14 protein-coding genes are annotated in these 13,453 nt (G+C 61.4%); 7 read left to right on the forward strand and 7 right to left on the reverse strand.

Annotated elements, in window-relative coordinates; genetic code table 11:
* Nucleotides 1–13 precede the first annotated feature (13 nt).
* From JQ553_RS12195 to JQ553_RS12215, 5 genes are all read right to left on the reverse strand, one after another.
* Nucleotides 14–1,144, reverse strand: a complete 1,131-nt coding sequence (locus tag JQ553_RS12195) for an acyl-CoA dehydrogenase family protein (RefSeq protein ID WP_212500175.1) — start codon at nucleotides 1,142–1,144, stop codon at nucleotides 14–16.
* Nucleotides 1,145–1,168: 24 nt separating this feature from the next.
* Nucleotides 1,169–2,350 carry an acyl-CoA dehydrogenase family protein gene (locus tag JQ553_RS12200; protein ID WP_212500177.1) on the reverse strand — a complete coding sequence of 394 codons (1,182 nt, stop codon included), beginning with the start codon at nucleotides 2,348–2,350 and terminating at the stop codon, nucleotides 1,169–1,171.
* Between the two features lie 12 nt (nucleotides 2,351–2,362).
* Nucleotides 2,363–3,100, reverse strand: coding sequence for an SDR family oxidoreductase (locus JQ553_RS12205; RefSeq protein WP_212500178.1), 738 nt, complete (start codon nucleotides 3,098–3,100; stop codon nucleotides 2,363–2,365).
* A 48-nt stretch (nucleotides 3,101–3,148) separates the two neighbouring features.
* Nucleotides 3,149–4,693 (reverse strand): class I adenylate-forming enzyme family protein, encoded by a 1,545-nt coding sequence (locus JQ553_RS12210; protein ID WP_212500378.1) that lies wholly within the window; start codon nucleotides 4,691–4,693, stop codon nucleotides 3,149–3,151.
* A 63-nt stretch (nucleotides 4,694–4,756) separates the two neighbouring features.
* Nucleotides 4,757–5,395: a 2-hydroxychromene-2-carboxylate isomerase gene (locus JQ553_RS12215; protein ID WP_212500180.1), complete on the reverse strand. Its 639-nt coding sequence runs from the start codon at nucleotides 5,393–5,395 to the stop codon at nucleotides 4,757–4,759.
* A gap of 194 nt (nucleotides 5,396–5,589) precedes the next feature.
* Here JQ553_RS12215 and JQ553_RS12220 point away from each other — a divergent pair, with 194 nt between their 5' ends.
* A complete protein-coding gene (locus tag JQ553_RS12220; protein ID WP_212500182.1) occupies nucleotides 5,590–6,102 on the forward strand; it encodes a helix-turn-helix domain-containing protein in 513 nt (170 codons plus the stop codon).
* A 206-nt stretch (nucleotides 6,103–6,308) separates the two neighbouring features.
* Entirely contained in the window at nucleotides 6,309–6,797 is a 489-nt protein-coding gene (locus tag JQ553_RS12225; RefSeq protein ID WP_212500183.1) for a ferritin-like domain-containing protein, read from the forward strand.
* Nucleotides 6,798–7,341: 544 nt separating this feature from the next.
* Here JQ553_RS12225 and JQ553_RS12230 read toward each other — a convergent pair.
* Complete coding sequence (locus JQ553_RS12230; protein ID WP_212500185.1) at nucleotides 7,342–7,602, reverse strand: hypothetical protein; 261 nt, start codon at nucleotides 7,600–7,602, stop codon at nucleotides 7,342–7,344.
* A gap of 621 nt (nucleotides 7,603–8,223) precedes the next feature.
* Complete coding sequence (locus JQ553_RS12235; RefSeq protein WP_212500186.1) at nucleotides 8,224–8,439, reverse strand: hypothetical protein; 216 nt, start codon at nucleotides 8,437–8,439, stop codon at nucleotides 8,224–8,226.
* Nucleotides 8,440–9,086: 647 nt separating this feature from the next.
* Between JQ553_RS12235 and JQ553_RS12240 the strand changes: the two genes are divergently transcribed.
* From JQ553_RS12240 to JQ553_RS12260, 5 genes are all read left to right on the forward strand, one after another.
* Complete coding sequence (locus JQ553_RS12240) at nucleotides 9,087–9,257, forward strand: hypothetical protein (RefSeq protein ID WP_212500188.1); 171 nt, start codon at nucleotides 9,087–9,089, stop codon at nucleotides 9,255–9,257.
* A complete protein-coding gene (locus tag JQ553_RS12245; RefSeq protein ID WP_212500190.1) occupies nucleotides 9,254–9,463 on the forward strand; it encodes a hypothetical protein in 210 nt (69 codons plus the stop codon). The genes JQ553_RS12240 and JQ553_RS12245 overlap by 4 nt, the downstream gene beginning before the upstream one ends.
* A gap of 652 nt (nucleotides 9,464–10,115) precedes the next feature.
* Nucleotides 10,116–11,366, forward strand: coding sequence for an ABC transporter substrate-binding protein (locus tag JQ553_RS12250; RefSeq protein WP_212500192.1), 1,251 nt, complete (start codon nucleotides 10,116–10,118; stop codon nucleotides 11,364–11,366).
* A 128-nt stretch (nucleotides 11,367–11,494) separates the two neighbouring features.
* Nucleotides 11,495–12,322, forward strand: a complete 828-nt coding sequence (locus tag JQ553_RS12255; RefSeq protein WP_212500194.1) for an AraC family transcriptional regulator — start codon at nucleotides 11,495–11,497, stop codon at nucleotides 12,320–12,322.
* A 119-nt stretch (nucleotides 12,323–12,441) separates the two neighbouring features.
* Nucleotides 12,442–13,452 (forward strand): branched-chain amino acid ABC transporter permease, encoded by a 1,011-nt coding sequence (locus JQ553_RS12260; RefSeq protein WP_212500195.1) that lies wholly within the window; start codon nucleotides 12,442–12,444, stop codon nucleotides 13,450–13,452.
* The last annotated feature ends 1 nt before the right edge of the window (nucleotide 13,453 follow it).

Raw genomic sequence — 13,453 nt, forward strand, 5'->3', positions numbered from 1 at the left:
TTGCCTCTCTGCCTTAAGCGGCCGTATCGAGCTGCGCGTAGCGCAGCACGTGGTAGGCGGGATCGCCGAACTGGATGTTGATGGAGGAAATTCGCTTGAAGTAATGGCCGACATCGAGCTCGTCGGTCATGCCCATACCACCGTGGAGCTGGACGGCCTGGTCGGCGACGAACTTTCCAGCATAACCGATCTTCGACTTGGCGCCCGACGCCAGCCGGGAGACACCGGCCTCGCTCGCGCCGAGGCTGAGATTGAGGTGCTGCATCAGCGAGAGCGCCTCCTGATGCGCGATGAACATGTCGACCATCCGGTGCTGCAGCACCTGGAAGGTGCCGAGCGTGACGCCAAACTGCTTTCGGGTCTTGGAATATTCCAGCGTCGCCGAGTTCAGCTCCTCCATCGCGCCGACGGCCTCGGCGCACAGCGCGCCGATCGCGCGGTCGCGACAGGCTTCCAGCACGGCCATGCCCTCGCCTTCTCTTCCAAGCAATTGACCGCGCACATCGCGCAGGCTGACCTCGGCAGCACGGCGGCCGTCGATGGTCTTGAAACCTTGCAGATGCAAATTCGCAGCGCGGCGATCGACCACGAACAGGCTGACGCCGCCGCGGTCGTGGCGGTGCCCCGAGGTACGGGCGGAGACGATGAGGTAGTCAGCCCAAGGAGCTGCAAGAACGGCGGTCTTGTCGCCGGTCAGGACATAATCCTCGCCATCGCGGCGAGCGGTGGTCGTCACCGCCGCCAGATCGAAGCGCGAGCCCTTCTCGGTCCACGCCAACGCCCAGATCTTGCTCCCCGCGATGATGTCGGGGATGAAGCTCTGCTTTTGCCCTTCAGATCCTGCCTGCTCGATCACGCCGCCGGCGAGCACGACCGTCTCGACGAATGGCTCGACGACAAGGTGACGGCCGAACTCCTGCATGATGATCATGGTCGACAGCACCCCGCCGCCGAGCCCGCCGACATCTTCCGAAAATGGCGCGGCGAGCAGACCAAGCTCGGCGAAGGCCGCCCAGTGTTTGCGGCTGAAGCCGTCCTCGCTTGCGATGATCTTGCGCCGGGCATCGAAATCATACTGGTCCCGTAGGAGCCGCTGGACGCTCGATCGCAACAATTCCTGCTCTTCCGTAAACTGGATATCCATCCGATCCTCTCGTGACGCTGCCGCTTACAGACCGAGCACCGCTTTCGCGATGATGTTGCGCTGGATCTCGTTCGATCCGCCGTAGATACTGAGCTTGCGCGAGTTGAGATATTTTTCCGACACGGTGTGGCCGTAATCCGGGCCCGGCATGAAATGATTGGCGCTGACCGGATGCTCGCGGATCGCAAGGCCGTAATTGCCGATCGCGCGATGGGTCAATTCCGTAATGGTCTGGAAAATCTCGGTGCCGCGAATCTTGAACAACGATGCCGCGGGCCCCGGGTCGATGCCGCGCGCCATTTGGGCGACGACGCGAAGTTCGGTTGCTTCCAGCGCCAGGACGTCGAGCTCGACGCGGGCGATGTCCCTGAGGAATTCGAGATACGCCGGATCGTGTTCCGGGATCTCGGCCTTCACGACCTTCTTCAGGCGCGCAATGTAACGCGTGGAACGGCCGATCCCGGCCATGCTGGTGCGCTCATTGCCGAGCAGGAATTTCGCGTAGGTCCAGCCCTTGTTCTCTTCGCCGATCAGATTCTCGGCGGGCACACGGACGTTCTCGAGGAAAACATCGTTGACTTCGTGGCTGCCGTCGATGGTGATGATCGGCCGGACTGTGACGCCCGGCGACTTCATGTCGATCAGCAGGAAAGAGATGCCGGACTGCGGTTTGGCGGCGGGATCGGTGCGCACCAGACAGAAAATCCAGTCGGCGTGTTGTGCGAGCGTGGTCCAGGTCTTGTGACCGTTGACGATATAATGGTCGCCGTCACGCACTGCTTTGGTCCGGACCGAGGCGAGATCGGAGCCCGATCCCGGCTCGGAATAGCCCTGGCACCACCAGTCCTCGCCGGAGAGAATGCGTGGCAAAAACCTTTTCTTTTGCGCGCCGCTGCCGAAGGTATAGATGACCGGGCCGACCATGGTGACGCTGAACGCCAGTGGCGGCATGGTGCCCCCGCGGGTCGTTTCCTGTTCGAAGATGAAGCGGCGGGTGATCGACCAGCCGGGCCCGCCATATTCCTTCGGCCAGAGCGGCGCGATCCAGCCCTTCTTGTGCAGGATGCGATGCCAGAGCAGCATCTGCTCCTTGGAGAGGTCGGTCTCCGGATTGGCGACGCGCATCTCGGCCGGATAGTTGTCCTTGATGAAGGCGCGAACCTCGTCGCGAAACGCCGCATCTTCAGGAGAAAGCGCGAGCTCCATCGAACGGACTCCCTACCACTTCTCGCCGAAGGGACGGATTTCCAGCTCGAACGTCCAGGCGCTCTTCGGCTGCTGATAGAGCTGCCAGTAGGACGCCGCGACCGACGACGGCGGCATCAAGAGGTCGGGATCGTCAAGCGCATTGGGTCCCAGCGCCTCGACGCGGCGCTGCCGCACCCATTCGGTATCAACGCCGGAGTCGATGATCAGATGCGCGACGTGAATGTTCTTCGGCCCCAATTCGCGCGCCATCGCCTGCGCCACCGCCCGCAGTCCGAACTTGGCGCTGGCGAAGGCGGCATAGCCGCTACCGCCACGCAAGGACGCAGTCGCGCCGGTGAAGAAGATGTTGCCACCTCCGCGCGGCAGCATCAGCCGTGCCGCCTCGCGTCCCGCCAGGAAGCCGGAATAGCAGGCCATTTCCCAGACCTTCCGGAACACGCGCTCGGTGGTCTCCAGAATCGGGAAATTGACGTTGGCGCCGATGTTGAAGATGCAGACTTCCAGCGGGGCATGCTTGTCGGCGTCGTTGAGGAAGGAAAAGATCTCTTCCTCCTTGCGCGCGTCAAGCGAGCGGGCGTGAATCTCGCCGCCAGCGGCCTCGATGTCCTTGACCAGCGGCTCGAGCTTCGCGCCGTTGCGGCGGCCGGCGAAGATCGTAAAGCCTTCGGAAGCAAATTTCTTGGCAATCTCGCCGCCGATGTAGTCGCCGGCACCGATCACAGCTACCGTTGCGTTTCTCTTCTGCATGGTTTTCTCCGGCCTTGCGTTGAGGTGAACTCTTCTCCGGGCGAGGCATCAGCCCGCACTGCGCAGCGACTCCGCCAGTTTGTGCTTCAGGATCTTCCCGGTTGATGTCGCCGGGAGCGCATCGAGAAGGATGATCTCGGACGGGCGCTTGTAGGAGGTGAGCTGCGGAGAGACATGGGCCAGCAGGTCCTGCGCGGTGGTGTTCGAGCCTTTGATCAATTGCACAAAGGCCACGACCTCCTCGTTGCCCTCCACCTGCCGCCCGACCACGGCGCATTGCACCACCGCATCGTGCGTGCTCAGCACCGCTTCGATCTCCGCAGGATAGACGTTGAAGCCGGACCGGATGATCATCTCCTTGGTCCGTCCGACGATGTAGAGGCAGTCGCGGTCGAACCGGGCAAGGTCGCCGGTGTTGAACCAGCCGTCGGGATCGATCGCCTTCGCAGTCAGATCGGGAGCGCGATAGTAACCGCGCATCACATTCGGGCCGCGCACATGGAGTTCGCCGACTTCACCGCTGGCGACAACCTTGCCATCACGCCCGATGACCTTGGCTTCGAGCCCCGGCAGGATCGAGCCGACCGCATGATCGGCCCGCGGCGCATCGGGCCGGACGCCGGAAATCCCCGGTGAACATTCGGTGATACCGTAGCCGTTGAGCAGCGGCAGGCCGAGCTCCTGCTCGACCCGTGATTTGAGCTCGAGGTCGAGCGGCGCACCGGCCACCGAAATCACGCGCAACCTGCCGCGATCAAGCTGCGGCAGCCCCGCATTGCGCCGGTATTCGAGCAGGCGCTGATAGGTCGCGGGCACTCCGTTGAGGATAGTGATGCCTTCTTCCGCCATCGCCTTCACAAGAGCAGCGGGATCGTATTTCGTGACCAGTCGCACGGTGGCGCCCACCATCAGCGTCATGGTCAGCAGCGAGATGCCGACAATATGGGAGATCGGCAGCACGCAATATTGCACGTCATCCGCCGTCATCTTGCGCCAGGCGGCGGTGCCACGTGCGCTGAACAAGAGATTCCGGTGGGTCAGCATCACACCCTTCGGCGTGCCCGTGGTGCCCGACGTGTAGATCAGAACGGCGACCTGCCTGGCGCCCTCAGCCTCGACCGGCTCCGCCGGCGTGGCCTCGTTCAGGCGGCTTACGCCGATGCCATGGAGCGGGCCGACATCCCGCACCGGCGCGTCATAGCGCCTGGCGTGGGCGGCGGCCTCCTGCGACACGTCAGCGGTGAAGAAGGCGCGGCGGGCGCCGCTGTGATCCCTGATCTGATCGACTTCGCGCGGCGACAGTCGCGGATTGACCACGATCGCCCAGGCATCGAGCCGACTTGCGGCCAGCAGCAGACAGGCGAGCGCAATCGAGTTCTCGCTGACGATCATCATCCGGTCGCCGGCGCGGATGCCGAGCGCCTGCAGCGCCGCCGCGACAGTACTCACTGCCCGATCGAGCTCGCGATAGGTCAGCCTTGCCTTGTCGTCAATCAGCGCGAGCCGGTCCGGCGTCGCGCCGACGTGCCGGTCCATCACCTCGTGGAGGCGGTTCGGCAAGCCTTCCAGATGTTCTACCGCCGCCGTCTGCATCGAAGCCACCACTGACACCTCCCTGCAACGGCCCTCGGGCCCGTTTTTGTCCTGCGCGCTGAATCAGGCGGTCTTGCGCCGCTCGGCAGCCAATTGCGCGACGATCTCCTCTTCGACCTCGCGCAGACGATCCTTTCCAAAGAAGATCTCGTCGCCGACGTAGAAGGTCGGCGATCCGAACGAACCCCGGGCCACGGCGTCATCGGTGTTTGCAATCAGCTTCTTCTTGACTTCATCCTGCTGCGCGCGAGCGATGATGCGATCGATATCGAGGCCCGAGGACAGGAACGCGTCACGAAAGACTTGGGGATCGTCCATCTTCTTGGGTTCGACCCACATGTGATGATAGGCGGCGCGGAAATAGGGTTCGAACAGCCCTTCGAACCCGGCCGCGACGACGCCGCGCATCAGCATCAGCGTGTTGACGGGGAAGAACGGATTGAACCTGAACTTCGTGATGTTATGGCGCCGCAAGAAGCGCTCGGTCTCGAGCGCGTTGTATTCGGGCTTGTTCTTGATCCCGCGCAATGACTCGCCGGGGGACAGGTTGCCGGTCGCCTTGTACACGCCGCCGAGCAGAACGGGAACGTAGGCAAACTTAACGCCAGTCCGCTGCTCGATCTCCGGCAGCACGAGTTCGGCGAGATAGGCGTTGGGACTGCCGAAATCGAAGTGGAACTCAAGCTTGAGCGGGGTTGCCATGGAATGCACATCCCTTCCGATTTGTCGCAGCGGTGTCATCAGCTTCATCCTCAGCGCATCCATAAAGTTCTTTTTTAGAACTGTCAACTCATGAATCGCACAAAACCTCATTATTTGCCGCACAGGCGTTGACTTCATTTCGTTCTGATTTAGAATTCAAATCGCTTTCGCGTCGGAGGTGACTGGAGACATTGATGAAATGGGATACGCTTGAAGAGGAACCCTGCTCGCTGGCTCGCACCGTTGCGGTGATCGGTGACCGCTGGAGCCTGCTGATCCTGCGCGAATGCTTTCTTCGCATCCGCCGGTTCGATGAATTCCAGTCGACGCTGGGAATTACCCGGCATTTGCTCGCCGACCGGCTGAAGAAACTGGTCCGCTTTGGCGTGCTGCGCCGGATCCCGTACCAGGAATCGCCGAAGCGCTACGAATACATTCTGACGCAGAAGGGCCTCGACCTCTACCCGATCATCATGTCGATCGTGCATTGGGGCGACATCCACATGGGCGACTCGCGCGGGCGGCCGATGCTGCACGAGCATAAGACCTGCAAGAAGGTGTTCGACCCCGTCATGGTCTGCTCGGAATGCGGCGAGCCGCTCACGGCCAAGGCCGTCCATGTGCATCCGGGTCCCGGCGCGCGACAATCTTCACCGGTGCATGCGAGCGCTCAAGAGAGAGCCAACAGAGCCGTCAAGTCGGGTTAGCGCGGCAGTTTGACAACACCGACAGTCCGCGTCGGTGCGGCTGCTAGAGGGTCATGTCATGATCGCGCGGCGCGGGGCCGCAAGCAAAGTAGCCCGCCCTTCGGCCGCGACAACGCGCCCTCCCTCCGGGCCATCAAAGATAGGAACTTGGCTGTGACGCGCGTGTTGAGACGCACGAAGCAACCCCCGACCAACGGAGAGCGCCCATGCCGGACAAGGATCTCAGTGCCCTCTTCCTCGATACGGTGAAGGACATCTACTACGCCGAGAAACAGATCTACAAGGCGCTGCCGCGGATGGCCAAGGCCGCGGCCTCGGACCAACTGCGCGCCGCCTTCGATAAGCATCATGACGAGACGGAAGGCCACATCGAACGGCTCGAGAAGATCTTCGAACTCATGGGCAAGCCGGCACGCGGCAAAAAGTGCGATGCGATCGAGGGAATCATCGACGAGGGCAAGGAAATCATGGAGGAGTACGCCGACACGCCGGCGCTCGACCCCGGGCTGCTTGCCGCCGCCCAGGCAGTCGAACACTACGAGATCGCCCGCTACGGCACGTTAAAGGCTTGGGCAACCAAACTAGGCATGCAGGACGCCGTCAGGCTCATCGACCAGACGCTGGCCGAGGAAAAGAAGACTGACGAGGCGCTCAGCAAGCTCGCCGTAACCGCCATCAATGCCGAGGCCGCATGATTGAACAAGGTCCCGAGCTTAGCCAGGGCTGAAAATCATATAGATCAGGATCGCGGCCACGACGACCGTCCAACCGATGGACGTGGCGAAAGCCCATAATACCTGGGTAGGCACATCGGACCTCCCTCCTACGATTGAAATAAACTAAGAGACCGCTGGCGCTGGACAGCGGCCTCCTGAACCCGGCCTCAAAATGACTTCGAGATAAAATCCCATGCCCCAGGTCCGCCATAATTAAACGCCGGATTCGTCATCCTGTGAAGTCGAAATGACTGCGCGGGACTACGGAACAATTGTAACGTTGCGAGAGCGACACACATCGGGCACTCATCGCGCTTTGATCCATCCATTTGCTGTCGAAGCATTGCCCCTGCGATTATTGGCGGCTTCCGGTAGGCCGGGATTCCCGAGTCTGCTGAGCCGGCAACCTGTAGTATTACGCTCCCGCGAATGCATGGCCTCTTACACACGTAATGGCCCCGGATACGGTTTTTGCCGCGGGCGTCGTTAGCCATACGGCATGACGACTTCCGAAGTATCGCCACTAAGCGGCGGCGCGCACCAGAGGGTCGATAGCCCTCAACTGATGATCCAGGGTACGAATGGTCGCCAACAGGTTCTGGCGACGCTCTCTTAGGTTCATCGCAAGGATCGAATAAGCGACGTTCGCTGGATCGAATACCTTCGTCCTTTTTTCTTCCTCTGAGATGTCCGCGTTGAAGAGTTGCACTCTCCAATTCAAGTCCTCGATCAGCGCCTGCAGCTGCAAGGAATCTGTCATATCAGGACGGGACATCAGATGCATAACAATTGCCTCATGTTGGAACACCACTTCGCCGGATCGGCGAACTGAACAACACTCAGCAAAGGTGATGCCAAAGATGAGCGCGAGCTAACCCATGCATTGGGGCGTTGACCCGCGGCCGAGTTCCGGAATTAACGACTTCCGCCGTCATCAAGCTTAATTCGAGGGATCAGTTGCGTGTCGCTGCCGTCCAACTACCTTCGTGCCGCCGGACATTGCCGTCGTCCGGGTCCAGCATGGCGAAGTCGTCGCGTTAACATATTAAGCGCGGCGGCTTCGTTGGCCGAAGAAGCGGACGTTAGATAATGCGTAGAATCCTGTCGCGATCATTTGCGACCGTCACGTGGTTCACTCTGCTCTTGCTCGTCGTCGGAGGAATAACGCGCGCCAGCATATACGCCAAGGAACGGCGACAAGAGCGTGAAGGCGCATTCGCTCGATCGGAAGCTCGACCCAAATCGCCCACCACGCGAAGCTGAACGCCGGTGCGCGCGGCTCGACATCACGGTCGCCTTTTCGTCGCGCGTCTCAAATCGCGTCCGCGTCGAACGATGGGTAGAGGGGAGTATTTAAGCCTTCCCGGCCCGGCTCCATCGGGAAGCCGGCCCGCTACCCGTTAGCTCACAGATGCCAATCTGGTTCGGCGGTAGCAGCCGAGCTGGCAAATGCCTTGGCCGCGTCGACATCCGAGGCTTTCTCGGCTCGTCGCTGGTACTCGTCGGCCAAGGCCTTGAGCTGATGAGCAATCGCTCCGTCGGTCATTGTTTGAGCAGCACGCAACAAGGTTCGTGCCGTTTCCATATATTCCTTGCTTCGTTGCGATATCCGTAACGTCATAAAGGCCTCGCGCGGTTCTCGGACTGCTCGTTGAAGTCAATTTGGAACCAACCTACCCAGTTGCGGTCACGCTTTCGGCGAGCCGTGAATCGATCGACGCACTTCTTGGAACAAAGGGGTGTCCGCCACGAGTAGTGACGGATGAGACCAAACGCGCCATCACAAACGGCGCATCGCTTGGCTCTGCCATGTCGAAGGTCTTCGGAGAAATTGGGCATCATTGTCTCCTGTTGGCTCTATCGTGACGTCAACCATCCTTCATTGCTGTTTGCTTATCTCGACCCATGCAGCCTAGGACGATCGAGCCCAACGGCTCAATTGTACGGAGGTAAGTTTCAGGCATCCAAAGGGATCACCGACCCCATACGAAGGTGTACCTGAGGAGCACCTATGGGTCGGATGATGGCAGACTGGTTGTCGTTGGCTTCGCCCGGAAGCTGGCAAATCGGTATCGCCAAATGCGTCGAACGTGCGAACCGGATGTTCTCGTCAGATTGTGAAAGACAGGCCGGCAACATCTTGGCGTCTTAGCATCGCGGTCACGATCTCTTTAGTTGTTGTTACTGTCTGCAAGTCTTCAAAGACGGCCGAGGAACAACCAAATGCAGGAATGATCAAAAGAATCATTTCATGCTGATGGAGAAGCCATGCGTGAGCTCGTTCGATTTGTGCCGAAGTCCGTGCTTCAGCGAGGGCGCCTGACCGAGGCGGCTCGCACGAAATCTGACAGCATCTTTCCGGTCGCCGGGCAGCGCGAGGTAAGAAATGCGGCCGGTGGCGTGGTCGCTCATGGCAGCGACGAGGTTCTCTCATCGTGATCAAGATTATCGCCGTGCTTTGCAGCCTCTCGTCCCCGACAAATTGCCACGAACAGATCGTCACCACTTCGGACTTCGCCGAGGTTTCGATGCAGGCGTGCCTTATAGGCGCGCCGCAACTCGCCGAGTGGATGAAGCAGCATCCTGCAGAACGCTTGGCGGCCTGGCGCTGCGTGTTCGGCAAACAGGATGGCAGGGGGGTCTAGATCATTATCCGGAAGAGGGTGTGCGTGTTCCCTCGCGACGACGCGAAGCGCTTGCGCGGAAATCATGCTCAAACAAAAGGCCGGACTGCGATGGCAATCGATCCTCATATCATCGCACTTTAGAGTAGGCAGCACCTCTCCCACGACTTTCCGGCTTTGCGTTTCAATTCTGGCAACCAGTGCCACGAGCGCAGACGGCTTGGGAAGTAGTCCCACCCGCAAGCAACGTCCCCGCTTTCGCTACCGAGGTGCTCAGCACACCGGCCCGATCGCGACCGTCAGCTCGAACGCGTTACGACGATTTCCTGTGGATGCCTGGGCCCAGTGTCATTGCTGTCGGCATCGCCGACACAGGCGATCGAATTGGCCGTGACGGAGCTGCCCCTGCACCGATCGAGGCCGGGCTTGCATTGATGTCGCGCGCGGGAGCGCGACGGCGCGGTCGAGGGATGACTCGTCGCGCGATACGCCGACGTCCGCGACATTGCGCCGCGAGGCTCGTTGCGGCGCAGCATGCAAAATGAGACTGCCCGTCAAGCCACGTCAGCGCCACGACATCCGCGTTGGGCCCGCCATCGGCTAGCCTTTGGCCAACGATCGGACGTTCGCGGACATTGCGCGCGTGCGGCGAAAACACAGAGGGAGGAGTGCAATGCTGAAAGGCAGTGTGGGACTAATTGCGCTGGGCAGCCTGCTGCTCTCGGGGACGGCGTTCGCACAGGAGAAGATCAAGGTCGGCGTGACCGCGACGCTCGAGGGCACCTACACGGTGCTCGGCGAGGACGGCATCCGCGGCTTCCAGACTGCCCTCAACACGCTCGGCAAGAAGGTCGGCGACAAGGAACTCGAGTTCGTCATCGCCTCAACCGACGCCACGCCCGACTCCGCGGTACGCGCGGTGCGCAAGCTGATCGAGCAGGACAAGGTGCAGATCCTGCTGTCGCCGCTGTCAGGCGACGAAGGCATCGCAGTGAAGAATTTTGCCAAGACCCATCCGGAACTGACCTTCATCAACGCAGCCTCCGGTGCGCAGGAGACGACCTATGTCGACCCGGCGCCGAACTTCTTCCGTTACAACATGGACGGCGCGCAGTGGCAGGTGGGTCTCGGCAAATACGCCTATGAGACCAAAGGCTATCGCAAGATCGCGACTGTCGGCGAGGATTACTCTTTCATCTACACTCAGGTGTTTGGCCTCGTGCTTGAATTTTGCGGCGCCGGCGGCCAGGTCACCAACCGGCAATGGGTGCCACTCGGCACCAAGGACTTCGCCTCAGTCATCGCGGCGCTGCCCGACGATGTCGATGCGATCTATCTCGGGCTCGGCGGCGCCGACGCCGTCAATTTCCTGAACCAGTACCAGCAGGCCGGCGGCAAGGCGCACCTGATGGGCGGCTCGATCATGATCGACCAAACCATCCTGTCGTCAAAGGGCAGCGCCAAGAACGCGCTGATCGGCACCATCGCGGCAAGCGGCCAGGCCGACACCTGGGAGGATCCCGCCTGGCAGAAATTTGTGAAGGCCTATCAGGACTCCTTCCCGCCGAATAAGCGCTTCCCGAGCCCGTCGCTGCTCGCGACCAACTATTACGGCTCGACCATGGCGCTGATCCTAGGCTTGCGGCAGGTCAATGGCGACCTCTCCAACAACCAGGCCAAGTTGAAGGAAGCATTGGCGAAAATCGAACTCGACGCGCCCAATGGCAAGATCAAGCTCGACTCCAACCGGCAGGCGATCGGCACCAACTTCGTGACCGAGGTGGTGGATGACGGCAAAGGCGCGCTGTTCAGCAAGGTCGTGAAGGTGATCCCTAACGTCAACCAGACGCTCGGCTACGATCCGGCTGTCTTTGCCAAAATCGGCCTACCGAGCCGGACGGTCCCGGAGTGCAAGAAATACTGACGCCTTTTTTGCAGTGCGAGCTAGCCGGTGGCTGACTGGTTGCGAGAGGCATTCCTCTCGCTCTTGCAATCTCCGCGCGGATGTTGAACGCTGGTCGAAAAGCTAAAAACATCCGCGGGAGGTAAGGCATGAGCAGGGCGCTTGCCGTCTTCCACGGCCGGTTCGGTCGCGCGACGGTCTATCAGTTGAACCGCCCCTTCAACGTGCATGCGCATCGCGAAGGGCACTTGATCTTTCATGTCGGCGGGACGCCGGCGCAGATCGACGTCTCCGATCAGCGCTGGCTACTCAAGGATGACTCCGTCGTTGCGATCAACCCCTGGGAGCCGCATAATTTCCTGCCGACCGACATGAATCACGGCGCGATCTTCTTCGTGCTCTACGTCAACGCCGAATGGTTCGCGCCCGACGCCGCCCACGCGCAAAGCTTGCGTTTCGGGCGCACCCATTTCAAGCGCACCGACGCGCTCGACAAGCACATTCGCCGGACCGCGGCGCTGGTGTGCGGCGCGCCGTCGCTGCGCAGCCTCGACTGCGAATTGAGGCAGCTGATCGACAGTTGCTACGAGCAGAGCTGGCAGCGGGCCGAGACCGCGCAGGAGGCGCGCGCGGCTGCCGCGATCACCGATTTTCGGGTCCGCAAGTCGATCAAGCTGATGTCGGAGAGCCCGGGCGCTGAGATCGAGCTGGACTCGATTGCCCGCGAATCCGGGCTGTCGCGGCCGCATTTCTACCGGCTGTTCAGGACGCAAACCGGCGTCACCCCCCACCTCTACATGAACACGCTGATCATGGAGCAGGCGCTGGACGCGCTGGTCGCAACCGAGGCGCCAATAGCCGATATCAGCGTGGATCTTGGCTTTACCTCCCAGAGCGGCTTCACTCGCTTCTTCGCCGCCAATGTCGGCATGGCCCCGACCGATTACCGCCGCGCCGCCAAGGTGTTGCGTCCCTGAGCGGGTTCCTGACGCATGATAAAAGATACTCTCGATCAAATCCGCCGCGTTCTCCCTCGATAGGATGCGCCAGAACGCGATCCGCAGACGGTCGCGGCTTCCGAGGGAACGCAGCGGAGATGACGAGGTTCATCGAACGCCATCCGGCCTGGGCGCTGATCGCCATCATCGCCGTCGCGGTGCTGATTTGGCTGGTCTTCGCGATCTGGCCGCCCGGGCTCGAACAGGCGATCGGCCGCAAGCGGGTGTTCCTCAACGCCGTCTTCAACGGCATAACGCTCGGCGGGCTCTACTTTCTGGTGGCGAGCGGCTTCACGTTGATCTTCGGCCTGATGCGCAACGTCAACCTCGCGCACGGCTCGCTCTATCTGTTCGGCGGCTATATCGGCTACGCGATCAGCGCCTGGACCGGATCCTGGATCCTGAGCTTCATCGTCGCCTTCATCGCAGCGGCGCTGGTCGGTGTGATCCTGCAGATCGTCGTGTTCCGCCGCATGGAGGGCCAGGACCTCAGGCAAACCATGGTGACGATCGGGCTGTCGATCGTGTTCGCCGATCTGATGCTGTGGGTGTTCGGCGGCGATTTCTACCAGATTCCGACGCCGAGCTGGCTGATCGGTCCGGTGCAGATGCCGCTAGTCACGGCGGTGAAATCTTCCGGCGAGCCGGTCTATCTGCAATACCCGCTGGTGCGACTTGCGATCTTCGCCGCCTCCTGCGTGATCGGGATCGCGATGTGGCTCGCGCTGAACCGCACGCGGATCGGCATGATCGTGCGGGCCGGTGTCGATGACCGCGACATACTGGCTGCCACGGGGGTGCGGATCCAGCTCGTCTTCGTGCTGGTGTTCGCGCTTGGCGCCGGACTCGCCGGCATTGCCGGCGTCGTCGGCGGCACCTTTCAATCGCTGTCGCCGGGCGAGGACACGCGCTTTCTGCTGGCGTCGCTCGTCGTGGTGATCGTCGGCGGCATGGGCTCGATCCCTGGCGCGGCGCTCGGTGCCGTCATCATCGGCCTCGCCGAACAGCTCGGCTCGGTCTACATCCCGACCTACGCCATCGTCGTCACCTTCCTGATCATGGTGCTGGTGCTGGCCCTGCGGCCGCAGGGCCTGCTCGCGAGGCGATGAG

Origin of the sequence: Bradyrhizobium lablabi (assembly GCF_018131005.1) — a bacterium.
Taxonomy (GTDB): domain Bacteria; phylum Pseudomonadota; class Alphaproteobacteria; order Rhizobiales; family Xanthobacteraceae; genus Bradyrhizobium; species Bradyrhizobium lablabi_D.